General features: G+C 71.3%; 18 protein-coding genes and 5 tRNA genes. 10 read left to right on the top strand and 13 right to left on the bottom strand.

The genetic code is table 11. The annotated features are described in order from the left end of the window. Nucleotides 1-76: 76 nt before the first annotated feature. The gene (gene ndgR / locus ABZ404_RS08315) at nucleotides 77-793 is read left to right on the top strand and encodes an IclR family transcriptional regulator NdgR (protein WP_005311436.1); all 717 of its coding nucleotides are present in this window, start codon (nucleotides 77-79) and stop codon (nucleotides 791-793) included. A gap of 563 nt (nucleotides 794-1,356) precedes the next feature. On the opposite strand, the gene ABZ404_RS08310 is transcribed toward ndgR, so the two are convergent. Continuing rightward, a complete protein-coding gene (locus tag ABZ404_RS08310) occupies nucleotides 1,357-1,902 on the bottom strand; it encodes a DUF4188 domain-containing protein (protein WP_358837879.1) in 546 nt (181 codons plus the stop codon). Between the two features lie 102 nt (nucleotides 1,903-2,004). Here ABZ404_RS08310 and ABZ404_RS08305 point away from each other — a divergent pair, with 102 nt between their 5' ends. Beyond that, nucleotides 2,005-2,652: a MerR family transcriptional regulator gene (locus ABZ404_RS08305; protein ID WP_358837880.1), complete on the top strand. Its 648-nt coding sequence runs from the start codon at nucleotides 2,005-2,007 to the stop codon at nucleotides 2,650-2,652. A gap of 99 nt (nucleotides 2,653-2,751) precedes the next feature. On the opposite strand, the gene ABZ404_RS08300 is transcribed toward ABZ404_RS08305, so the two are convergent. The 9 genes from ABZ404_RS08300 to ABZ404_RS08260 all read right to left on the bottom strand — a co-directional run bounded on the left by ABZ404_RS08300 (nucleotide 2,752) and on the right by ABZ404_RS08260 (nucleotide 6,763). Then, nucleotides 2,752-2,824 (bottom strand) — tRNA-Glu (locus tag ABZ404_RS08300). 55 nt (nucleotides 2,825-2,879) lie between these two features. Next, nucleotides 2,880-2,951 (bottom strand) — tRNA-Gln (locus tag ABZ404_RS08295). A gap of 16 nt (nucleotides 2,952-2,967) precedes the next feature. Continuing rightward, nucleotides 2,968-3,040: transfer RNA gene (locus ABZ404_RS08290), tRNA-Glu, on the bottom strand. A 62-nt stretch (nucleotides 3,041-3,102) separates the two neighbouring features. Beyond that, nucleotides 3,103-3,175: transfer RNA gene (locus ABZ404_RS08285), tRNA-Glu, on the bottom strand. Between the two features lie 41 nt (nucleotides 3,176-3,216). Beyond that, nucleotides 3,217-3,288, bottom strand: a tRNA-Gln gene (locus tag ABZ404_RS08280). 89 nt (nucleotides 3,289-3,377) lie between these two features. Further along, a complete protein-coding gene (locus tag ABZ404_RS08275; RefSeq protein ID WP_358836815.1) occupies nucleotides 3,378-4,097 on the bottom strand; it encodes an HAD family hydrolase in 720 nt (239 codons plus the stop codon). A 69-nt stretch (nucleotides 4,098-4,166) separates the two neighbouring features. After that, nucleotides 4,167-5,645 carry a glutamate--tRNA ligase gene (gene gltX / locus ABZ404_RS08270; RefSeq protein WP_358836814.1) on the bottom strand — a complete coding sequence of 493 codons (1,479 nt, stop codon included), beginning with the start codon at nucleotides 5,643-5,645 and terminating at the stop codon, nucleotides 4,167-4,169. Beyond that, nucleotides 5,638-6,429 carry a fumarylacetoacetate hydrolase family protein gene (locus ABZ404_RS08265; protein ID WP_358836813.1) on the bottom strand — a complete coding sequence of 264 codons (792 nt, stop codon included), beginning with the start codon at nucleotides 6,427-6,429 and terminating at the stop codon, nucleotides 5,638-5,640. The genes gltX and ABZ404_RS08265 overlap by 8 nt, the downstream gene beginning before the upstream one ends. 148 nt (nucleotides 6,430-6,577) lie before the next feature. After that, the gene (locus ABZ404_RS08260; protein ID WP_358836812.1) at nucleotides 6,578-6,763 is read right to left on the bottom strand and encodes a hypothetical protein; all 186 of its coding nucleotides are present in this window, start codon (nucleotides 6,761-6,763) and stop codon (nucleotides 6,578-6,580) included. 582 nt (nucleotides 6,764-7,345) lie between these two features. Here ABZ404_RS08260 and ABZ404_RS08255 point away from each other — a divergent pair. From ABZ404_RS08255 to ABZ404_RS08220, 8 genes are all read left to right on the top strand, one after another. Beyond that, nucleotides 7,346-11,041 (top strand): nitrate- and nitrite sensing domain-containing protein, encoded by a 3,696-nt coding sequence (locus ABZ404_RS08255; protein ID WP_358990267.1) that lies wholly within the window; start codon nucleotides 7,346-7,348, stop codon nucleotides 11,039-11,041. A gap of 9 nt (nucleotides 11,042-11,050) precedes the next feature. Continuing rightward, a complete protein-coding gene (locus ABZ404_RS08250; protein WP_067164664.1) occupies nucleotides 11,051-11,464 on the top strand; it encodes a roadblock/LC7 domain-containing protein in 414 nt (137 codons plus the stop codon). A 109-nt stretch (nucleotides 11,465-11,573) separates the two neighbouring features. Further along, nucleotides 11,574-11,981 (top strand): DUF742 domain-containing protein, encoded by a 408-nt coding sequence (locus ABZ404_RS08245; protein WP_067164662.1) that lies wholly within the window; start codon nucleotides 11,574-11,576, stop codon nucleotides 11,979-11,981. After that, the gene (locus tag ABZ404_RS08240; protein WP_358837020.1) at nucleotides 11,962-12,543 is read left to right on the top strand and encodes an ATP/GTP-binding protein; all 582 of its coding nucleotides are present in this window, start codon (nucleotides 11,962-11,964) and stop codon (nucleotides 12,541-12,543) included. Before ABZ404_RS08245 ends, ABZ404_RS08240 begins: the two co-directional genes overlap by 20 nt. Nucleotides 12,544-12,883: 340 nt before the next feature. Further along, on the top strand, nucleotides 12,884-16,225 hold the full coding sequence (locus ABZ404_RS08235) for a nitrate- and nitrite sensing domain-containing protein (RefSeq protein ID WP_358837021.1): 3,342 nt from the start codon (nucleotides 12,884-12,886) through the stop codon (nucleotides 16,223-16,225). 10 nt (nucleotides 16,226-16,235) lie between these two features. Further along, nucleotides 16,236-16,649, top strand: coding sequence for a roadblock/LC7 domain-containing protein (locus ABZ404_RS08230; RefSeq protein WP_026057603.1), 414 nt, complete (start codon nucleotides 16,236-16,238; stop codon nucleotides 16,647-16,649). 115 nt (nucleotides 16,650-16,764) lie between these two features. After that, entirely contained in the window at nucleotides 16,765-17,337 is a 573-nt protein-coding gene (locus ABZ404_RS08225) for a DUF742 domain-containing protein (protein ID WP_358837022.1), read from the top strand. Then, complete coding sequence (locus ABZ404_RS08220; protein ID WP_069978110.1) at nucleotides 17,318-17,899, top strand: ATP/GTP-binding protein; 582 nt, start codon at nucleotides 17,318-17,320, stop codon at nucleotides 17,897-17,899. The genes ABZ404_RS08225 and ABZ404_RS08220 overlap by 20 nt, the downstream gene beginning before the upstream one ends. Nucleotides 17,900-18,174: 275 nt before the next feature. Here ABZ404_RS08220 and ABZ404_RS08215 read toward each other — a convergent pair whose 3' ends face one another. The 3 genes from ABZ404_RS08215 to ABZ404_RS08205 form a co-directional block, all read right to left on the bottom strand. After that, nucleotides 18,175-18,381, bottom strand: a complete 207-nt coding sequence (locus ABZ404_RS08215; protein ID WP_358990263.1) for an acyl-CoA carboxylase subunit epsilon — start codon at nucleotides 18,379-18,381, stop codon at nucleotides 18,175-18,177. Nucleotides 18,382-18,393: 12 nt separating this feature from the next. Further along, nucleotides 18,394-19,977, bottom strand: coding sequence for an acyl-CoA carboxylase subunit beta (locus ABZ404_RS08210; protein ID WP_358837540.1), 1,584 nt, complete (start codon nucleotides 19,975-19,977; stop codon nucleotides 18,394-18,396). Between the two features lie 154 nt (nucleotides 19,978-20,131). Further along, nucleotides 20,132-22,480 (bottom strand): polysaccharide lyase 8 family protein, encoded by a 2,349-nt coding sequence (locus tag ABZ404_RS08205; RefSeq protein WP_358990260.1) that lies wholly within the window; start codon nucleotides 22,478-22,480, stop codon nucleotides 20,132-20,134. Nucleotides 22,481-22,491: the final 11 nt, after the last annotated feature.

Here is a 22,491-nt window from a genome sequence, read left to right as displayed (position 1 = left end):
GACCGCCAGTACAGGTTCGCAAGTTCCGGAGAAAATTGAACTTGCGTTTCACAGAGTGAGACGCGAGTATCGTTTCATGGACAACTCTAGCGGCGTCGGCGTTCTCGACAAGGCGGCTCTCGTCCTGAGCGCCCTGGAGTCCGGTCCGGCCACCCTCGCGGGGTTGGTCGCGGCCACCGGACTCGCACGACCCACGGCACACCGCCTTGCCGTGGCACTGGAACACCACCGGATGGTGGCGCGGGACATGCAGGGCCGGTTCATCCTCGGCCCGCGCCTCGCGGAGCTCGCGGCCGCGGCCGGCGAGGACCGCCTGCTGGCCACGGCCGGCCCCGTGCTCACACATCTGCGCGACGTGACGGGCGAGAGCGCGCAGCTCTACCGCCGTCAGGGCGACATGCGGATCTGCGTGGCGGCGGCCGAGCGGCTGTCCGGTCTGCGGGACACCGTGCCGGTCGGCTCGACCCTGACGATGAAGGCGGGCTCCTCCGCCCAGATCCTGATGGCCTGGGAGGAGCCGGAGCGCCTGCACCGGGGTCTCCAGGGCGCCCGCTTCACGGCGACGGCCCTGTCGGGCGTACGGCGCCGGGGCTGGGCCCAGTCGATCGGCGAGCGCGAGCCGGGCGTGGCGTCGGTCTCGGCGCCGGTGCGGGGTCCGTCCAACCGTGTGGTGGCCGCGGTCTCGGTCTCCGGGCCGATCGAGCGCCTGACCCGGCACCCGGGCCGGATGCACGCGCAGGCGGTCATCGACGCCGCCGCGCGCCTGTCCGAAGCCCTGCGCCGCAACGGCTAGCCGCTCCTCCGTCCGTCCATCTCCGGCCCACCGCTCCAGCGCCGCAGCGGTGGGCGTTTCTTGTGCCCGGACTCTGTCTGCGGCCCGGTGGGGGCTGCTCACGCCGCTGCCCGGGACCGGGCGGGGTGCCCCGGCCCCTGCCTGCGGCCCGGCGGCGGGTGGCCGACGGCTCGGCCTTCGGCCCGGTGGCGGGTTGCCGACGGCTCGGCCTTCGGCCCGGTGGTCGGTTTGCTCGCACGTCCGCCTGCGGCCCGGTGGTGGGTTGCTCGCGCAGTTCCCCGCGCCCCTGGGAGGTTGCCCGCAGCCGGAGAACCCAGCTCGGCCACAACCCTTCAGGGGCGCGGGGAACTGCGCGAGCAACCGTCCACCGAGCGGCAGACGAACAAAGACCCCTGGCAGCGCAAACACCACCCCGAGCGGCGGCACCCCCAGGGGCGCGGGGAACTGCGCGAGCAACCCACTACCCAGCCGCAGACGAACGAGGGGCCCGAGGAATCGCACCCCCAGGGGCGCGGGGAACTGCGCGAGCAACCCACCACCCAGCCGCAGACGAACGAGGAGTCTCAGGTACTCCGGCGGGGTGCGGGGAAGCGGGCGTAGCCCGCCGCGGGCCGGCCGGGGCGCCTTACGCGCTTCAGGCGGTCCGCCGCCCGGTCCCCCCGCCGCCCCACCGGCACCACCCCCGTCGCCTTGCCCAGCCCGAAGGACGGCATCCCGACGTACACCGACTCGTACGACCCGGCCGGGACCACGTACGTCTCGTGCCAGATGCCCACCGCGCCCTTCGCCCCCCGCGCCCGGCGGTTGAAGGCGGCCCAGGCCGGGCGGTGCTCCTTGTCCTGCGCGGAGGCGTAGGCCAGGAGCTTCTCCTTGGACTCCCAGTACTGCACGACCGCCAGGGTGCGCGGCCCGGCGAGGACCGGCTGGAAGCCGAGCAGCCCGCTGCCCTCCTCCTTGACGAGCTCCTTGAGCATCCGGGGCATCGCCGAGGTCACCGGCAGCCAACTGCGCAGCGCGCGGAAGCGGTTGATGCGCATTCCGATGAGGAAGACCACCACGTCCCCCTCGGCGCCCGCGGTCATCCGTCCCTCGATCAGCTTCGCGCTCATGACAGTCCCCCATGACGTGGCAATGTGCTTGGGCCGTGCGTTGGATAGCGGCGCTATCCAGTGGTTAGATAGTGGCACTCTCCAAAGAAGGGCGCAAGGGGTATGCGACTGGCCGAGCTGAGCGAGCGGAGCGGGGTCTCCGCGGCGACGATCAAGTACTACCTGCGCGAGGGCCTGCTGCCGCCGGGCGAGCGGATCACCGCCACCCAGGCCGACTACGACGCCTCGCACCTGCGGCGGCTCAAGCTGGTCCGTGCGCTGATCCAGGTGGGACGGGTGCCGGTGGCCGCCGCCAAGGAGGTCCTGGCCGCCCTGGAGGACGACGCCCTGGACCACCACACCCGCCTGGGCGTCGCCGTGGAGGCCCTGCCGAACGCGCCGGAGCCCGGCCCCGACGACCCGCACGCGCGGGCCGCGCGCGCGTCGGTGGACGCGCTGATCGAGGAGCTGGGCTGGCAGTACGGCGGCTCGGACCCGGCCGGAAGCTCGGGTGCGTACCGGACGCTGCTCACCGCGGTGACCGCGCTCGCCCGGCTCGGATATCCCTGCGGCCCCGAGGAGTTGGCGCCGTACGCGGCCGCGGCGGCGCAACTGGCGGTCACCGACCTGGACTTGGTGGAGCGCGGACGCACCCCCGCCGAACAGGTCGAGGCGGCCGTGGCGTTGACGGTGCTCTACGAGCCGGTGCTGCTGAGTCTGCGGCGGCTGGCCCAGGCGCAGGAGTCGGCGCGGCGCTTCGTCCGACCGTGACGCGCGCCCCCGGGGCCGGCCCGCTCGCGGGACGGACGAAGGGGCCGGACGCGACGAAAGGGGCCCGGCACACTGTGTGTGCCGGGCCCCTTCCTCACGTACCCCCGACCGGATTCGAACCGGCGCTACCGCCTTGAGAGGGCGGCGTGCTAGGCCGCTACACAACGGGGGCGTGTTGTCGATCCCGAGAGATCGGTGAATCGCCTGTCTTTCGATCATGCGATCCGCTGGGCTACCAGGACTCGAACCTAGAATGACGGTACCAGAAACCGTAGTGTTGCCAATTACACCATAGCCCATGGTGGTTTAGACCAGTACCCCCGACCGGATTCGAACCGGCGCTACCGCCTTGAGAGGGCGGCGTGCTAGGCCGCTACACAACGGGGGCCCTAGCGATCCTGCATGAGAGTCAGCGGGTGCGACCCGGACTGTCCCCCTGGGAAGGATCTGTACCCCCGACCGGATTCGAACCGGCGCTACTGCCTTGAGAGGGCAGCGTGCTAGGCCGCTACACAACGGGGGCTTTGCGGATCTGGAATCCGCGGTGCAGATAAGCTCTGCGAGCTGGCCTACCAGGACTCGAACCTAGACTAACGGAACCAGAAACCGTCGTGCTGCCAATTACACCATAGGCCATCGGAACACCATCCCCACCGGGGATCCTGCTCCGCTCGCGCTGTCGGTTCCGGGCTTTTCTTCCCGCTCCCCTCGGCGCAGGAAGAACATTACCCGAAGGTGTCCGGCGCTCCAAAACGGGTATCCCGGCGCAGCAGGCCGGGGAGCTCCTCCAGGCCCGTGATCCGGACCAGTTCGGGCCTGCCGCCCAGTCCGTTGCGGTCCAGCCAGATCCCCAGGAGCCCGGCCTCCACGGCGCCGCGCGCGTCGATGTCCGGCTGGTCGCCCACGTACGCGACCTCCTCGGGGGCCAGCCCCAGCGCCTCGCAGGCCGCGTGGAAGGCCGCCGCCTCGGGCTTGGAGATCCCCAGCTCGACCGCGCACACCACCGCCTCGAAGCGGTCGCGGACGCCCAGGACCCGGAGCTTGCGCTCCTGGTGGTGGAGGGAGGAGTTGGACAGGACCGCGTGGCGGTAGCCGCCGGCGAGCAGGTCCAGGACGGGCACGGTGTCCGGGAAGAGCGACCAGGCGGCCTCGTAGTGGGCCAGATGGCGCTCGAACCAGGTCTCGGCCTCGGGGTCGCTCAGCTCGGCGCCGAGGAAGGCGCGCACCCGGTCGCGCCGCTGGCCCTCCCAGTCGGTCTCCCCCGCCGCGAACCGCGCCCAGTGATACGCGGTGAGCTCGTCCCAGGCCGCGAGCGCCTGCTCGGTCGACGTGTAGGCACCGGGCAGCCCCTCGACCTCCAGATGGGCGTTCATGCCGCCGCGGGCGGCCGAGGCGTAGTCGAAGATGGTGTCGTCGATGTCCCAGAGGACGGCGCGGACGGTCATGCCACGACGGTACGCCGAAGGGGCGTCGGCCGGACCGGCCCACGCCCCTTCGGGACATACGTCAAGCGACTATGCCGCCAGCTTCGCCAGCGCCGCGTCGATGCGGGCCAGCGTCCTCTCCTTGCCCAGGATCTCCAGGGACTCGAAGAGCGGCAGCCCGATCGTGCGGCCGGTGACGGCGACGCGGACCGGGGCCTGCGCCTTGCCGAGCTTGAGGCCGTGCGCCTCGCCGGCGGCCAGGACGGCCTCCTTGAGGGACTCCGGGGAGGACCAGTCGGCCGTCTCCAGCTTCTCCCGGGCCGTGCGCATCAGCGCGTCCGAGCCCTCCTTCATCGCCTTGGCCCAGGACGCCTCGTCCTCGGCCGGCTCCTTCAGGAAGAGGAAGTCGACGTTGGCCGTGATCTCCGACAGGACGGTCAGACGCGTCTGGGCGTGCGGCGCGATGGCCTCCCAGGCGGCGCGGTCGAAGTCCTCGGGCGCCCAGGGGGCGTGCGGGGCGTTCAGCCACGGCTCGCAGGCGTCCGTGAAGGCCTTCACGTCCAGCATGCGGATGTGGTCGGCGTTGATCGACTCGGCCTTCTTGAGGTCGAAGCGCGCCGGGTTGGCGTTGACGTCCGCCACGTCGAACCGCGCGACCATGTCGGAGAGCGAGAAGACGTCCTGGTCGGCCGAGAAGGACCAGCCGAGGAGCGAGAGGTAGTTGAGGAGGCCCTCGGGGAGGAAGCCGCGCTCGCGGTAGACGTTCAGGGACGCCTGCGGGTCGCGCTTGGAGAGCTTCTTGTTGCCCTCGCCCATGACGTACGGCAGATGGCCGAAGACCGGGGTCTCCTTGGCCACGCCCAGCTCGATGAGCGCCTTGTAGAGCGCGATCTGGCGGGGGGTGGAGGAGAGCAGGTCCTCGCCGCGCAGGACGTGGGTGATCTCCATCAGGGCGTCGTCGACCGGGTTGACCAGCGTGTACAGCGGGGCGCCGTTGGCGCGGACGATGCCGTAGTCCGGCACGTTGTCCGGGGTGAAGGTCAGCTCGCCGCGGACCAGGTCCGTGAAGGTGATCGGCTCGTCGGGCATCCGGAAGCGGACGATGGCCGTGCGGCCCTCCGCCTCGTACGCCGCCTTCTGCTCCGCGCTCAGCTCGCGGCAGTGGCCGTCGTAGCCCGAGGGCTTCCCGGCGGCGCGGGCCGCCTCGCGGCGCTGGTCGAGCTCCTCGGTGGTGCAGTAGCAGTGGTACGCGTAGCCGCCCGCGAGCAGCTTGCCGGCCACGTCCCGGTAGATGTCCATCCGCTGGGACTGGCGGTAGGGGGCGTGCGGGCCGCCCAGCTCCGGGCTCTCGTCCCAGTCCAGGCCGAGCCAGCGGAAGGAGTCCAGGAGCTGCTGGTACGACTCCTCGGAGTCGCGCGCCGCGTCGGTGTCCTCGATGCGGAAGACGATGGTGCCGCCCACGTGCCGGGCGTACGCCCAGTTGAACAGGGCGGTCCTGACCAGGCCCACGTGGGGGTTGCCGGTCGGGGAGGGACAGAAACGTACGCGGACGTTCGTCGCGTTAGCCACGCTTGATCACCTTGTTGGTGAGAGTGCCGATGCCTTCGATGGTGACGGCGACCTCGTCGCCGGCGTTGAGGGGGCCGACCCCGGCGGGGGTGCCGGTGAGGATGACGTCGCCGGGGAGCAACGTCATGGCCTCGGTGATGTGGACGACCAGGTCCTCGATGGAGCGGATCATGTCGCTGGTGCGGCCCAGCTGGCGCTGTTCGCCGTTGACCGTCGCCTGGATCGTGAGATCGGTGGGGTCGAGGTCGGTCTCCACCCAGGGGCCGAGGGGGCACGAGGTGTCGAAGCCCTTGGCGCGGGCCCACTGCTTCTCGCGCCGCTGGACGTCGCGGGCGGTGACGTCGTTGGCGCAGGTGTAGCCGAAGATGACGTCCTTGACGCGCTCGCGCGGGACCTCGCGGCACATCCGGCCGATCACCACGGCCAGCTCGGCCTCGTGGTGCAGCTCGTCGGAGAAGGAGGGGTACTCGATCGCGTCGCCGGAGCCGATCACCGAGGTGGTGGGCTTGAAGAAGGCGACGGGCGCCTCGGGGCGCCCCTGATCGTCGACGAGGGCGTTGCCGAGCTCCTTGACGTGCTCCGCGTAGTTGCGGCCGATGGCCACGACCTTGTTCGGCAGCACCGGCGGCAGCAGCCGGACCTTGCTCAGCGGGACCTTGGTCCCCGAGAGCTCGAAGTCGGCGTACGGAATGCCCTTGATGATGTCGAGCACGGGCCCCTGCGGGGTGTCCTCGACCGCGCCGAAGGCGACATTGCCGTCGATGGAGAATCTGGCGATGCGCACGGGATGCTGTCGCCCCTCACTTGGTCGCTGGCTGGAGACTGACGCTCCAGGCTAACGCGGGTGAGGGGGCGACCCGCGCCCCGAGGACGCCGTCCGGGCCGGTGGGAGCGCCCGGTGGCGTACGGGAAGGGGGGAGTGCCCCCTCGGCTCACGGGGCGGCGGCGACGACCGGGGCGTCCATCAGGGTGGTGCGGCGCGGGTTGGCCGTCTGGGCGGGCAGGTCGACCGGGTGCTCGGGCAGGAGCTCCGCCGTCATCTCCTCGGCGTCCGCGAGGTGCGCGAGGGTGGTGCGGCGGGGGTTGGCTATGGTGCGGATCATCATCGTCGTCTTCATCTGCCGTTCGGACCCTGTCGGTTGCGGGGCGCGCGCGGCGCCGGTTGTCGGATTGGCCATCCCTGTAAAGCGTCAGGCTAAACATTCGAATTCCCGGCAAACGGCTGTAGAGGCGACGATCATCGTGTGAGTTTGCTCACGAGTGGGTAACCATTCCGGACAATACGCCCCGTCAACTCGGCCCGACCAATCGGACATTGCACCACTGAACCCTCCATTCCGCTCTTGATCATGGCGACTGGGTAGCACCTCCCACGTAAGCGACTCGTGGGCAAAAGTCCGATTCATCCGTGCCCAGTTTCTACGGCTCGTGACTCGTTCATCACAATGTGTCACTCAGGTCACAGCCCGGTACACGGGCCTTGTTGGAGATCCGGCACTGTGCTGGAATTCCACGCACCGCCGCGGGTCACTGACCGGCGCGCAGGGGCGCAACGCAGCGCCGAGTGGCGGCGGGGAGGGGGAGACCAACAAGCGCCGGTCACTCACGACCAACACATGGGGCGCACACTTGCCCCACGACGCCGACACCGTCCCTTCCGTTCAGAGCGGGGGACGCCTGGTCCAGAGGTTGCGACGCTAGTGCAGGGACGTTTCAAGAGGGATGGCAGCGCTGCGGCGGAGCAGGAGCCGCACGGCGGGACTGGCCCCACATCAGTCAGTTCCTCGCCCCAGCACGCCCAGAACCCCCGGGCCACCCAGAATCCGTCGGCTCCTTCGCCGGGCGGTGACGACAAGGCCGGCCCCTCCGGCCCCACGGGCCGCTCCGCCGCGGGCGGCGAGAAGCCCTCGGCCGCGCCCAAGCCGAAGCCGGCCGTGGACACCGGGTCGCGAATAGCCCTGCGCAACTGGCGCATCTCCACCCGACTGGTCGCGCTGCTGACCCTGCCCGTGGTCGCCGCGACCACCCTCGGCGGGCTGCGCATCAACGAGTCGATGAACGACATGAAGCAGCTGGACCACATGCAGCTGCTCACCGACATGACCAAGCAGGCCACCGAGCTGGCCGCCGCGCTCCAGGAGGAGCGCGACAAGTCGGCGGGCCCGCTGGCCACCGGCACCGGCGCGGACATGGTCCAGACGGCCAAGTCCACCACCGACCGGGTCAAGCAGTCGTTCATGACGGCCACCCAGGACGTCGACAACCCGGACAACGACGACGCCCTGGAGTCGATCCGCCGTAACGTCACGGCCATCGCGATCCAGCTCCAGGACCTCGACAACATCCGCAAGAGCGCCTACCGCGGCGACGTCTCGGACTCCCAGACCGTCGAGGGCTACAGCCGCCTCATCCGCGGTCTGCTCAGCCTCTCCCAGGACATGGCCCAGGCCACCTCCAACCCGGAGATGATCAAGCGCACCCGTGCGCTGGCCGCGTTCTCCTCCGCCAAGGAGTACGCCTCCATCCAGCGCGCGATCATCGCCGCCGCGCTCCCCGCGACCAAGGACAAGACCGGCACCCTCGCCGAGTCCGACCGCCTCTACGCCAAGTCCGCGGCGGACGGCGAGCGCCAGGAGCTGTCGTCGTTCTCGATCGTCTACGAGAGCAACCACGGCAACCCCGAAGAGCTGATGGCTCCGCTCGACAAGGGCAACACGGAGATCACCGCGGCCAACGCGTACTCCCAGCGCGTCCTCAAGGGCGGCCTCGCCACGGAGACCAGGCGCTCGTACCTCGACTGGTACGACCAGGACTCCAACAAGATCAACCAGATGAAGACGATCGAGCAGACCCTGCTCGGCGAGATGGAGCAGAAGGCCCGCGAGCTGCGCGACCAGTCGCAGCGGGACGCGATCCTCAACGGTGCCCTGATCCTCATCGTCCTCGGCGTCTCGCTGGTCGGCGCGTTCGTCGTGGCCCGGTCCATGATCCGCTCGCTGCGGCGGCTCCAGGACACCGCCACCCGGGTCGCCCAGGACCGGCTGCCCGAGCTCGTCAAGCAGCTCTCCGAGTCCGACCCGCAGGACGTCGACACGTCCGTGGAGTCGGTCGGCGTGCACTCCCGGGACGAGATCGGCCAGGTGGCCGCGGCCTTCGACGACGTGCACCGCGAGGCCGTCCGCCTCGCCGCCGAGCAGGCGCTGCTGCGAGGCAACGTCAACGCGATGTTCACCAACCTCTCGCGCCGCTCCCAGGGCCTCATCCAGCGCCAGCTCTCGCTCATCTCCGAGCTGGAGTCCCGCGAGGCGGACCCGGACCAGCTCTCCTCGCTCTTCAAGCTCGACCACCTCGCGACCCGTATGCGCCGGAACGGCGAGAACCTCCTCGTCCTCGCCGGTGAGGAGCCCGGCCGCCGCTGGACCCGCCCGGTCCCGCTGGTCGACGTGCTCCGCGCCGCCGCCTCCGAGGTGGAGCAGTACGAGCGCATCGAACTGGCCGCCGTGCCCGCGACCGACGTCGCCGGCCGCGTGGTCAACGACCTCGTGCACCTGCTCGCCGAGCTGCTGGAGAACGCCACCTCGTTCTCCTCGCCGCAGACCAAGGTCCGCGTCACCGGTCACGCCCTGCCCGACGGCCGGGTGCTCGTCGAGATCCACGACACCGGCATCGGCCTCTCCCCCGAGGACCTCGCCGCGATCAACGAGCGGCTCGCCTCGCCGCCCACCGTGGACGTCTCGGTCTCGCGCCGCATGGGTCTGTTCGTGGTCGGCCGCCTCTCCCTGCGTCACGGCATCCGCATCCAGCTGCGCCCCTCCGACTCCGGCGGTACGACGGCGCTCGTCATGCTGCCCGTCGACGTCGCCCAGGGCGGCAAGAAGGCTCCCGGCAAGCCCGGCGGCCCCCAGGGCCAGGCGCCCTCGGGCCCCGGTGCCGGCCGCCCCGGCGTGACCCCGGGCCCCGGTGCCCGCGCGGGTCTGGCCGGTGCGCTCGGCAGCGGCCCGGCCGGCGGCCCCGGTGGCGGCGGACGGCTCGGCACGGGCGCCCCGCGCGGCGCGGTGGGCGGCGGCGCGGGTCCCCGTGCCGCTCTGCCCCCGCGCGACGGCGGCGCCCCGCAGCCCCGCCAGGGCCAGAACCAGGGCGGCTTCGGCCAGGTCGGCGCCTTCGGCACCGGCATCCCGGCCCAGCAGCCGCCGGCCCCGCGCCGCGGCGACCGCCCGCAGCCCCCGCAGGGCGGCGCCCCGCGCGCCGAGCTGCCCGGCGGCGGCGCCCCGCAGCGCCCGCAGGCCGCGAGCTGGGGCAACGAGCAGCCGGCGCAGGACGGACCGCGCGGCCACGAGGAGAGCGAGCAGCACACCGGCCAGTACTCCCGGCCGCAGCTCGACGAGCGCCAGGGCCCCGGCTCCACGGCCGAGTTCGCCCGCCCCGACTTCGACGGGCCGCCGCCCGGCCGCCAGGACGGGCCCCCGTCGCCGCAGTCCACCGGCCAGTTCGTGCGCCCGGACGTCTTCGGCGCCCCGCAGGGCTCCCAGGACCCCGCGTCCCTGCCGCCGCAGGCGACCGGCCAGTTCGAGCGCCCCGGCGCGTACGGCCAGAACCCTGGCCAGGGTCAGGGTCAGGGCGGCGCTCCCGGCGCCGGCCAGAACACCGGCCAGTACGCCCGCCCGGCGATGGACGACCGCCAGGGGCCCGCGGCCACCTCGGAGTTCGCCCGGCCGGACTTCGACGCGCCCCGTCCCCAGCAGCCGCAGCCCCAGCAGTACCAGGCGCCGCAGCAGCCCCAGGGCAACCGGCGTCCGGGTGCCGGGTCCCCGCCGCAGCCGTCGCAGCCCGAGGCCCTGCCGCCGGCGCCCCACGCCGGTGACGGACGTACGCCGCTGTATGACACCCTGGAGACCAACTGGTTCCACGGCCAGGGCGGTCAGGACGGTCAGCAGCCGGGTCAGCCCGCGCCCCAGCAGGGCCAGGGTCACCCGGGCCAGGCCGGTCAGGGCGGGCCCCAGGGCCTGCGTCCGGCGCAGCCCCCGGCCGCGGCACCGCAGAACCCCGAGCGCCGTCCGGCGCCCGGGCAGCGGGACGCGGGCGGCGCGGCCGGAAACGGCAGCTGGCGGCCCTCGCCCAACGACGAACTCGTCCGCCAGGCCGAGCGGGCCCGCAAGCCCGCCGCCGGCGGTGTCACCACTTCCGGTCTGCCCAAGCGGGTACCGCGTGCCAACCTGGTCGCGGGTACCGCACAGCAGCAGCAGAACCAGGCAGGCCCCCAGGTCTCGCGCGCGCCCGACGATGTGCGCGGTCGGCTGACCAATCTCCGCCGGGGTATCCAGCAGGGGCGGCAGGCCGGCAACGGCCCGTCGACCGGCAGTTTCTCGATGGACCCCACTCACCAGCAGGAGCGATAGTTGAGTCAGATGAGCCAGGCGGCGCAGAATCTGAACTGGTTGATCACCAACTTCGTGGACAACACCCCCGGGGTGTCCCACACGGTGGTGGTCTCCGCCGACGGCCTGCTGCTTGCCATGTCCGAAGGATTCCCGCGGGACCGGGCCGACCAGCTCGCGGCCGTGGCGTCCGGCCTCACCTCGCTGACCGCGGGTGCGTCCCGGATCTTCGAGGGCGGCACCGTCGCCCAGACCGTGGTGGAGATGGAGCGCGGCTTCCTCTTCCTCATGTCCGTCTCCGACGGCTCCTCGCTGGCCGTGCTCGCCCACCCCGAGTGCGACATCGGCCTGGTCGGTTACGAGATGGCCCTCCTGGTCGACCGCGCCGGCTCCGTTCTCACCCCGGACCTGCGAGCGGAGCTCCAGGGGAGCCTGCTCCACTGAGGCCCCCCACTCAGTCAGAAACCACCGTCCGGCCGCGCCCCGCCCCCCACCGGCCACATCAGACGGCTCGAAGACACTCGCTGTCCCTGCTGTCCCGCCCGGAGGATCAATGACCCCGCCACCCGCCTCACACGATTCGTACGGCGCTCTGCACGACGCGCACTACGACAGTGAAGGCGACCAGCCGCTGGTCCGCCCGTACGCCATGACGGGCGGCCGGACCCGGCCGCGCTACCAGCTGGCCATCGAGGCGCTGGTCAGCACGACCGCGGACCCGGCCCACCTGGCCACGCTCCTGCCGGAGCACCAGCGGATCTGCCACCTGTGCCGCGAGGTCAAGTCGGTGGCGGAGGTCTCGGCGCTGCTGCAGATGCCGCTCGGTGTGGCCCGGATTCTTGTCGCCGACCTGGCGGAGGCCGGCATGGTGGCCATCCACCAGCCGGGCAATGGAGAGGCCGGCGGCACGCCGGATGTGACGCTGCTCGAAAGGGTGCTCAGTGGACTTCGCAAGCTCTAGCGGCGGTGCCGCCCGCTCCACCACGTCCGCGAAGATCGTGGTGGCGGGCGGCTTCGGCGTGGGCAAGACCACGTTCGTCGGGGCCGTCTCGGAGATCAACCCGCTGCGCACCGAGGCCGTCATGACGTCCGCTTCCGCGGGCATCGACGACCTGACCCACACCGGGGACAAGACCACCACTACGGTGGCCATGGACTTCGGCCGCATCACGCTCGACCAGGACCTGATCCTGTACCTGTTCGGTACGCCCGGCCAGGACCGCTTCTGGTTCATGTGGGACGACCTGGTCCGCGGCGCCATCGGCGCCGTCGTCCTCGTCGACACCCGCCGTCTCGCCGACTGCTTCCCGGCCGTCGACTACTTCGAGAACAGCGGCCTGCCGTTCGTCATCGCCCTCAACGGCTTCGACGGCCACCAGCCGTACACCCCCGACGAGGTCCGCGAGGCCCTCCAGATCGGCCCGGACACCCCGATCATCACCACCGACGCCCGCCACCGCGGCGACGCGAAGAGCGCGCTGATCACGCTGGTCGAGCACGCACTGATGGCACGACTCAAGTAGGAAGTCGTATACGGCAGTTGTCGTAGGAGAACGGGGGCGGACTGTGTCCTTTGACACGATCCGCCCCTGTGTTCATAACATTTCGACAGAGAATTCCCCGGGCACGGCCACCCGCCGCGTTCGCGTGGTGTCACTGTGCTCACATCGGCCCCGCCTTTTGGCGGGGCTCGCTCTTTATGCCCGTTTTATCTGAGGCGTGTGCCACTCGGAACCCCGGATTCCAGCTGTTTGGAACGGACCCCTCTGGCGTGCTGGAATTCGACGAACTCCCGAGTAGTACGGCTCAGAACATTTAAAGGCACACCGCGAGAGGTGCCGGCGCCGAGAGGTTGTTGGTCGAGTGAGGCGAAGCACGACGAGCTCCGCGACGCAGCAGGCGCGGGGCAACTTCACCCCGCCGCAGCGCAGTGCGGCGACGCCGGACGAGCGCCCGACCCCCTCCGGGGGCACGGGCGCGGGACAGGCCGCCGGACCCGACACGGGGAGCCGGAGCAAGTTCTCGCCGCGCAACTGGCGGGTGGCCGCCCGACTGAACGCCATCCTCCTCATCCCCGCCCTCGTCGGCCTCGTCATGGGCGGCTTCGAGGTCAAGAACTCCATATCCACCTGGCGCGACGCGCGGGACGCCGAGAAGACGGCGCAGATCGTGCGCGCCGCCTCGGAGTACGGCCAGGCCCTGCTCAACGAGCGTGACCTCACCGCGCAGCCCCTGCTCCAGAACAAGCGCGACAGCGAGGTCATCGCCAAGGCCATCGCGACCTCGGACGCGGCCCGCGCCAAGTTCGACCAGGAAGTGCAGGGCATGCCGGACACGGCGAGCCTCAAGCGCCGCCTGGCCAAGGTCCGCGACGCCGAGAAGAACCTCGACGCGCTGCGCAAGACCGCCTACGCCAAGGGCGTCGAGGCGAAGAACCCGGTGCTGACCGAAGAGGGCTACACCCAGATCCCCCACTACCTGAGCACGTTCTCCAACGAGCTCGGTCTGGGCACCGGCAACATCACCAGCTACGGCCGCATGGTCTACGCGGTCGACCTCGCCAAGGCCGCGGAGTCGCTCCAGCGCTCCATCGGTCTGCACCTCATCCTCCGGCCGAGCGAGGACACCAAGACCTTCCAGATGCAGGTCAAGGCGTTCAACTCGTACAACTACCTGGAGTTCATCGCCCTCGGCGAGTTCGACGCCGGTGGTACGGACGCGGACAGCGCGCACCTGAAGCAGGTCATGGACGCCAAGGCCGCCCAGGCCGCCAAGGACCTTCCCGCGGTGCGCCAGCAGGCCGACGACGGCCCGCGCATCGGCGCCGCCCCGGCCCGCGACGGCTCGCCCTTCAACAGCATGGCCGCCGCGATCGGCGAGGGCCAGAGCGCCAAGCAGCTCAAGGCCCAGGGCATCAACGCCGAGGCCTGGATGGCCGCCTCCACCGCCAAGTTCGACGGCTACACCGAGATCGAGCAGGACCTGGTCACCAAGGCGGTGGACGAGGCCGGCCAGATCGCCGACGACGCCAAGACCTCCGCGTACCTCAACGGCGCGATCGTCGTGGTCTCGCTGCTCGCCGCCTTCATCCTGGCCGGCATGGTGGCCCGCCAGATGAGCCGCTCGATGCGCCGGCTGCGCTCCGCCGCCTTCGAGGTGGCCGAAACCCGACTGCCGATGCTCGTCGACCAGCTCTCGCGGACCGAGCCCGGCCGGGTCGACACCCGCGTCGAGCCCATCCCGATCACCTCCACGGACGAGATCGGAGAGGTCGCCCGCGCCTTCGACCAGGTCCACCGCGAGGCCGTCCGGCTCGCCGCCGAGCAGGCCCTCCTGCGGGGCAACGTCAACGCGATCTTCACCAACCTGTCGCGCCGCAACCAGTCCCTGATCGAGGGCCAGCTGACCCTCATCACGGACCTGGAGAACAACGAGGCCGACCCGGACCAGCTGGAGAGCCTCTTCAAGCTGGACCACCTCGCGACCCGTATGCGCCGCAACGGCGAGAACCTCCTGGTCCTCGCCGGCGAGGAGCCGGGCCGCCGCTGGAACCAGCCGGTCCCGCTGGTCGACGTGCTGCGCGCCGCCTCCTCCGAGGTGGAGTCGTACGAGCGCATCGAGCTGTCCGGTGTGCCGGAGAGCGAGATCCACGGCCAGGCCGTGACCGACCTCGTGCACCTGCTCGCCGAGCTCCTGGAGAACGCCACCACGTTCTCCTCGCCGCAGACCAAGGTCCGCGTCACCGCGACCCGGCTCCCCGACGGCCGCGTCATGGTCGAGATCCACGACAAGGGAATCGGCCTCACCGCCGAGGACTTCGCGGACATCAACCACAAGCTGGCCAACCCGCCGACCGTGGACGCCGCCGTCTCCCAGCGCATGGGCCTGTTCGTGGTCGGCCGACTCGCCGACCGCCACGGCATCCGCGTCCAGCTGCGCCCCTCCGGCGAGCAGGCGGGCACCACCTCGCTGGTCATGCTCCCGGACGCGATCACCCACGGTGGCGGTGGCGAGACGGCGCCCGGCGACGACTTCACGGTCTCGCAGATCATCCCGGAGCAGCAGGAGTACCAGGCCCCGGCCCCGGCCATGCGCACCGCCGCCGAGCTCGGCTTCGACGACTCGCGCTACGAGACGGGCGAGCAGGGCGAGGGCCTCCAGCTCGACCCGGTCAACCGCTCGCTGATGCGCGAGGAGCGCCGCGCGGCCCTGGAGGCCCAGGCGCAGGGCGGCGACCGTCCGCTCTACCGCGACGAGGTCGACGGTGTGCAGCAGGGCGCCGCGTACGACGAGAACTACGGCGGCGGGCAGTCCTACGAGGCCCCGTACGAGGAGTCCTACAACGGACAGCAGACCTCGTACGACGACCAGTTCGAGGGACAGCAGGGTTACGCGCAGGACTACCCCGGCGCCTACCCGCAGGAGTCCTACGGACAGCAGCGGAACGACTACCGGGACCAGGGCTATGCGGAGGCCGCCTACCAGGCGCCCGCAGCCGACGGTCCGCAGTACGACGGCGGTTACGGCGACACCCCCCACCAGGGCGAGTGGCAGCGGAACGGCTCGTACCAGGACTCCTACACGGCCGACTACCCGCAGGGGAACGAGGAAGCGGAATCCGCTCCGGACGTTCCCGGCGACGGCCGCGACCGCGTAGGCTTCGACCGGCCGGGCCCCACCCCGGCCTCCGCCCACGAGCTGACCGGCGCCGGTCTGCCCAGGCGCGGCAGCGGCCAGCAGAACTGGCAGCCCGCCGCCCAGGAGCCGCAGCACACGTCCGAACCGCAGCGGCCCGAGCAGCGGCGTCCCGACGGCGGCGACGCCCACAGCGGCACCGGGCCCGCGTCCGTGAACGGATCCGCGAACGCGGCCGTGAACGGCACCGGTTCCGGAACCGCGAACGGCGTCGCGTCCACCGCCGACGAGCCCACCGGCGACTGGCGTTCGACCAACGACGAGCGCTGGACGCGGGCCGAGAAGCTGCGTGAGCCGAAGGCCGGCGGGGTCACCCCCTCCGGGCTTCCCCGGCGGGTACCCAAGGCCAATCTGGTCGAGGGCGCGGCCGAGCAGACCCCGCAGGGCGGCCCACAGGTCTCCCGCGCTCCGGAGGACGTCCGCGGCAGGTTGAGCAACCTGCGCCGCGGTGTCCAACAGGGCCGCAGCGCGGGGTCGGACACCAGTAACACCTACAACCAGGAGCGTTAGTGTGAGCCCGATGAGCCAGGCGGCGCAGAATCTGAACTGGTTGATCACCAACTTCGTGGACAACACCCCCGGGGTGTCCCACACGGTGGTGGTCTCCGCCGACGGACTCCTGCTGGCGATGTCCGAAGGCTTCCCCCGGGACCGGGCCGATCAGCTGGCGGCTGTCGCCTCCGGGCTGACGTCCCTGACCGCGGGCGCCTCCCGGATCTTCGAGGGCGGCGCCGTCAACCAGACGGTCGTGGAGATGGAACGCGGCTTCCTCTTCATCATGTCCATCTCGGACGGGTCCTCGCTCGCCGTACTCGCCCATCCCGAGGCCGACATCGGTCTCGTGGGCTATGAGATGGCTCTCCTTGTCGACCGCGCGGGCACCGTCCTCACCCCGGACCTGCGCGCGGAACTCCAGGGCAGTCTCCTTAATTAGTTGTGAACTTCCCGTTCTCAACTACCAGTCAGGCAGTGCGTTTCTCGCCACCGCGCCATAAGGTGCGGTGGCGCGGTCCCACAGGAACGGGCGACCGGCAGTCGGAGGAGGAAACGTGACAACACCCCCAGGCGGACACCCATACAACGGTGGACAGCAGTCTCAGGGTGAGCACGGGCAGAACCGGTTCAACTTTCCCTCCGCCCCCAGCAGAAGCGGCCAGGGCCAGCACACGTACCAGCAGCCCCACCGCCGGCCGGGCCCGTACGACCAGCCGCCGCAGCCCCGCATCGAGCCGGTGCAGCCGCGGCAGAAGACCCCCCAGCCTTCCCCGGCGGGCGGCACGCACAACCCCCTGGTGCGTCCGTACGCCATGACCGGCGGCCGCACCCGGCCGCGCTACCAGCTCGCCATCGAGGCGCTGGTGCACACCACGGCGGAACCCGCCCGGCTGCAAGGGCAGTTGCCCGAGCACCAGCGGATCTGCCAACTGTGCCGTGAGATCAAGTCGGTCGCCGAGATCTCGGCACTCCTCTCCATCCCCCTCGGCGTTGCCCGAATCCTCGTCGCCGACCTGGCGGAGGCCGGACTTGTCGCCATCCACCAGCCCGGCGGCGACGAGTCCGCCGGCGGCCAGCCAGATGTGACACTGCTCGAAAGGGTGCTCAGTGGACTTCGCAAGCTCTAGCGGCGGTGCTGCCCGCTCCACCACGTCCGCGAAGATCGTGGTGGCGGGCGGCTTCGGCGTGGGCAAGACCACGTTCGTCGGCGCGGTCTCGGAGATCAACCCCCTGCGTACCGAGGCCGTCATGACGTCCGCTTCCGCGGGCATCGACGACCTCACGCACACGGGCGACAAGACGACCACCACGGTCGCGATGGACTTCGGCCGCATCACGCTCGACCAGGACCTGATCCTGTACCTGTTCGGTACGCCGGGCCAGGACCGCTTCTGGTTCATGTGGGACGACCTGGTCCGCGGCGCCATCGGCGCCGTGGTGCTGGTGGACACCCGCCGTCTCGCCGACTGCTTCCCGGCCGTCGACTACTTCGAGAACAGCGGCCTGCCGTTCGTCATCGCCCTCAACGGCTTCGACGGCCACCAGCCGTACACCCCCGACGAGGTCCGCGAGGCCCTCCAGATCGGCCCGGACACCCCGATCATCACCACCGACGCCCGCCACCGCGCGGACGCGAAGAGCGCGCTGATCACCCTGGTCGAGCACGCGCTGATGGCACGCCTGCGGTAGGCCCTGCCCCTGTACGACGCGGAAGGCCCCCCACTCCGAGAGGAGCGGCGGGGCCTTTCGCGCTGGAAGCGCAGTCGTTCGTCTGCGGGCCGGTGGGGGCTGGTCGCGCAGTTCCCCGCGCCCCTGGTGGTCGCCCCGTACCGCACGGCCATGCGCGAAAGGCCCCGGTCGCTCCGTAAGGAGCGGCCGGGGCCTTTCGCTTTTGAGGGGCGCGGGGAACTGCGCGACCGGCCCCCCACCGGCCCGCAGACGAAGTCACCGCCCCCAGCGAAGCGCTATCCCTGCCAGGAGTGCGCGGTCCGGAAGCCCGGGGTGCGCTCCAGGCGGCGCCAGCCGGCCGTGTCGCGGCCGCGGGACGGGGCCGGGGCGGGCTGGGCGGCGGCGCGGGCGAGCAGGACGGCCGTGATGGCCGCCAGCTCCTCCGGCGCCGCCTCGCCCTTCTCCACACGGAGGACGGAAGGGGAAGAAGTCGGGGTGTTCACTCGGGCTCCTCGTTACTGAGGCGGGTTGCCGTGCTTGCGGGACGGCAGGTCGGCGTGCTTGGTGCGCAGCATCGCCAGGGAGGCGATCAGCACCTCGCGGGTCTCGGCGGGGTCGATGACGTCGTCGACCAGCCCGCGCTCGGCCGCGTAGTACGGGTGCATCAGCTCGGCCTTGTACTCCTTGACCATGCGTACGCGCATCGCCTCGGGGTCCTCGGCCTCCGCGATCTGCTTGCGGAAGATGACGTTGGCGGCGCCTTCGGCGCCCATCACCGCGATCTCGTTGGTGGGCCAGGCGTAGGTGAGGTCGGCACCGATGGACTGGGAGTCCATCACGATGTACGCCCCTCCATAGGCCTTGCGCAGGATCAGCGAGATCCGGGGCACGGTGGCGTTGCAGTACGCGTACAGCAGCTTGGCACCGTGCCGGATGATTCCACCGTGCTCCTGGTCGACGCCCGGCAGGAAGCCGGGAACGTCCAGAAGGGTGACGATCGGGATATTGAAAGCATCGCACATCTGAACGAAACGGGCGGCCTTCTCCGAGGCCTCGATGTCCAGGACGCCCGCGAGCGTCTGCGGCTGGTTGGCCACGATGCCCACGACCTGGCCGTCGAGCCGGGCCAGGGCGCAGATGATGTTGCGTGCCCACCACTCGTGGATCTCCAGGTAGTCGCCGTCGTCGACGAGCTCCTCGATCACCTTGTGCATGTCGTACGGGCGGTTGCCGTCGGCGGGCACCAGGTCGAGCAGCACGTCGCCGCGCCGGTCGGCCGGGTCCTCGCTGGGGTGCGACGGCGGGTTCTCCCGGTTGTTGGACGGGAGCATCGACAGCAGGTAGCGGACCTCGGCGAGGCAGGTCTCCTCGTCGTCGTACGCGAAGTGGGCCACGCCCGAGGTCTCGGCGTGCACGTCCGCGCCGCCGAGGCCGTTCTGGGTGATCTCCTCGCCGGTCACCGCGCGGACCACGTCCGGGCCGGTGATGAACATCTGCGAGGTCTCGCGGACCATGAAGACGAAGTCGGTCAGGGCCGGGCTGTAGGCGGCGCCGCCCGCGCACGGGCCGAGCATCACGGAGATCTGCGGGATGACGCCCGAGGCCCGGGTGTTGCGCTGGAAGATGCCGCCGTAGCCCGCGAGCGCCGAGACGCCCTCCTGGATCCGGGCGCCGGCGCCGTCGTTGAGGGAGACCAGGGGCGCACCGGCCGCGATGGCCATGTCCATGATCTTGTGGATCTTGGTGGCGTGGGCCTCGCCGAGGGCGCCGCCGAAGATCCGGAAGTCGTGCGCGTAGACGAAGACCGTACGGCCCTCGACCGTGCCCCAGCCGGTGATGACACCGTCCGTGTACGGCTTCTTGGCCTCCAGGCCGAAGCCGGTCGCCCGGTGCCGGCGCAGCTGCTCGACCTCCTTGAACGACCCCGGGTCGAGCAGCAGCTCGATCCGCTCGCGCGCGGTCAGCTTGCCCTTGGCGTGCTGCGCCTCGGTGGCGCGCTCGCTCGGCCCGCGCCGGGCCTGCTCGCGCAGGGCCAGCAGCTCGGCCACACGGCCACGCGCGTCACTGGGCTCGCCCGGGGTTTCGTCCACAACGGTCATGCATCGACCCTACGAACCCGACCAAGAATTTCCCGCCGTCGACTCTGTACAGTCTCCGGACCGTTTTCCTGGTACCCCTGAACAGAACAATCCCGCGATGCAGGCGAAGTGCCAGCTCAGACCCGTGCCGCGTTGTAGGGGTCCAACAACCGGATCAGATGAGAGTCACATCACAGCGATGGCAGGCGCCCGCCGTGCCCGGGGTGATCCGCAGCCGCAGCTCCTGCCCGGCGGCCAGGACCTCGACCGAGGGATCGGCACCGGACACCCCTCGTACGGCATGCCTCCACACCACCTCGAAGGGCTCTCCGGTGCGCGGCGGCTCGCTGACCCGGAGCGTGGCCGCAGCCCCCCTGGTCCGTACGAGCACGCTCGCCGGGGCGGTGGCCGACAGCGGGCCCGCGCTCCCGGCCTGCCAGAAGTTGGCGCACCCGAGACCGAGGGAGGGGACGGAGACGGCCTGGCAGGCGGCGGTGTTGGCCAGGACGGTGAACCAGCCGGTGTCGGCGGCGCGGGCGGCCACGGTCTGCCGTGAGGCGCCCGGCATCAGCTGGTAGTTGTAGGAGGCGCCCGCCGGGTCGACCCCGTGGTCCAGCCACAGCGTCTGATAGGTCCGGGTGCGCCGCTCGGTGGAGCTGGTGGTGTTGATGTCGCTCCACGCCCCGGTCCTGGCCTCGCGCAGGGTGTGCAGGGCGGTGGTGCCGCCGGGGAAGACCCAGCCGCCGTGCCCCTCCAGATGCGCCCAGCGGGTCCGGGCGGCCCCGTCCCGGGAGAAGACGGCGCTCCCGCCCTCCCCCAGGTTCCGGTTGTCGACCACCGTCTCCACCCGGACGCCGTCGGTGGCGGTGATCCCGGCGCCGAGGCAGATGACCGTCCCGGCCGTGCAGAACCAGGACTTGCGCGCCTGGAGCGTGGAGCCGAGGCCCTTCAGGTGCTGTCCGACGGCCCCGAACTCCCCGTCGTTCGCCCCGCCCACCCAGCGCACGCCGGGCCGGGACGCGCCCCACTCGCCGCCCTCGCGGTCCGCGAGCCGCCGGGTGGACACGGTGGTCCCCGGCAGCCGGTAGGGGTCCACGGTCGGCCAGAACCAGTCCGTGTACTGGTCGTTGCCCTGCTCACCGGGCCACCAGTAGAGCATTCCGGCACCGGTGTGCCAGCCGCGCGGGTTCTCGCCGTTGCCGCACTCGTAGTACGAGATCCGGTCCGAGGCCATCGCGATGTTCGCGGTCCAGCCGGGCCGCCGGTGGACGGCCCGGTCCATGGCGGCGAAGAGGGTGTGCCCGACCGGTTCGGGGGCCGCGGCCACGGGCCCCTCCACCACCGCCTGGAGCCGGGCGAGGTCGGCGACCCCGAACTGCCGCGCGGCGAGCACCGGGTGCGTGGGGTCCCGCTCGGCCCACCCCTTGATCAGCCCGTGCCACCGGGCCCGTTCCGCCGGCGAGGCGCCCTGGGCGAGAACGGCGACGGCGGCCATGAGCCCCTCCCCGTGGAAGTGGTCGCTCCGCATCACCTGGGTGTCGTCCGCGCGCAGATACCCCCGGCTCACGGCCCGCCCGCTGACGCTGTCCATGACCAGCCCGTTGTGGATGAGCGGCGCGTAGGCGTGCTCCACGCTGTCGAGGATGATCTGGCGTGCGGGGTCGGTGACGGCCCAGCTCGTCCCGGCGAGCAGCGTGAAGAGCCGGCCGAGCCCGTCGAGCATCACCTGTCCGTATGTACCCGAGTAGGCGATCGAGGTGTGCTGGACGAACGATCCGTCGGCGTACAGGCCGTCGCCCCGGGTGACGTACGGGAAGACCGGCGAGAGGGCGTCGCGGGCCAGCGCGAGCTTGGCGGGGGCCCGGCCGACCGCCCCGCGCACGGCGACCGAGCGGCAGAGGTCGACGCGGTTGGCGCCGGTGGAGGTGCCCGAGTAGTCGGCGAACACCGAGTCGGGCACGAAGTGGTCGACGGCGGCGCAGGCGGCCTGGACGCGTGCCTCGCCCACGTGCGCGTAGAGCGCGTTGACGAGGTCGGTGAGCAGCCGGGGGCTGCCGATCTGCCACTCCCACCAGTTGCCGTACCGCGTGGTGGACGGGTTGTAGACCGTCGCCCCCACGTGGTCGAGTCCGGCGAGGATGTCGGCGAGCAGGGCGGGGTCGCCGGTCAGGCCGGTGGCGGGCTGGAGGAAGGCCTCGGCCATGGTCCACAGCCGGCTGTAGCTGCGGGTGATCCCGGCGGGCGGGTCGAAGGGGCTGTCCGGCCAGAGCCCGTGGTCGCCCGGGGCCATCGAGGCCCGGAAGGCGCGGGCGCGGTCGCCAGTCTCCCTGAGCCGGGAGGCGTACGGCTCGGCGCCCGCGTCGAAGCCGGTGCCGAGCGAGAGGTCGCGCCAGCGCCCGCGCAGGACGGCGAACTCGTCGGCGGCGGACGCCTCGGTGGCGGACGCCTCGGGGACGGCGGCCAGGGTGAGAGCGCTTGCGCCCACCACGGTCAGGAAGGCGCGTCGGGACGGCAGCAAGGGCACGGGGGCTCCCG

The organism is Streptomyces sp. NPDC005878, assembly GCF_040629815.1.
In the GTDB taxonomy this organism is placed as follows: domain Bacteria; phylum Actinomycetota; class Actinomycetes; order Streptomycetales; family Streptomycetaceae; genus Streptomyces.
This window is presented reverse-complemented; position numbering and strand designations above follow the sequence as displayed.

Bases quoted from the DNA above. Each gene is read 5' to 3' on its own strand.
- ABZ404_RS08310 (WP_358837879.1), bottom strand. From the start codon at position 1,902: ATGAGCGCGAAGCTGATCGAGGGACGGATGACCGCGGGCGCCGAGGGG.
- ABZ404_RS08250 (WP_067164664.1), top strand. From the start codon at position 11,051: ATGAGCCAGGCGGCGCAGAATCTGAACTGGTTGATCACCAACTTCGTG.
- ABZ404_RS08260 (WP_358836812.1), bottom strand. From the start codon at position 6,763: ATGAAGACGACGATGATGATCCGCACCATAGCCAACCCCCGCCGCACC.
- ABZ404_RS08210 (WP_358837540.1), bottom strand. From the start codon at position 19,977: ATGACCGTTGTGGACGAAACCCCGGGCGAGCCCAGTGACGCGCGTGGC.
- ABZ404_RS08230 (WP_026057603.1), top strand. From the start codon at position 16,236: ATGAGCCAGGCGGCGCAGAATCTGAACTGGTTGATCACCAACTTCGTG.
- ABZ404_RS08275 (WP_358836815.1), bottom strand. From the start codon at position 4,097: ATGACCGTCCGCGCCGTCCTCTGGGACATCGACGACACCATCTTCGAC.
- ndgR (WP_005311436.1), top strand. From the start codon at position 77: ATGGACAACTCTAGCGGCGTCGGCGTTCTCGACAAGGCGGCTCTCGTC.
- ABZ404_RS08305 (WP_358837880.1), top strand. From the start codon at position 2,005: ATGCGACTGGCCGAGCTGAGCGAGCGGAGCGGGGTCTCCGCGGCGACG.
- ABZ404_RS08245 (WP_067164662.1), top strand. From the start codon at position 11,574: ATGACCCCGCCACCCGCCTCACACGATTCGTACGGCGCTCTGCACGAC.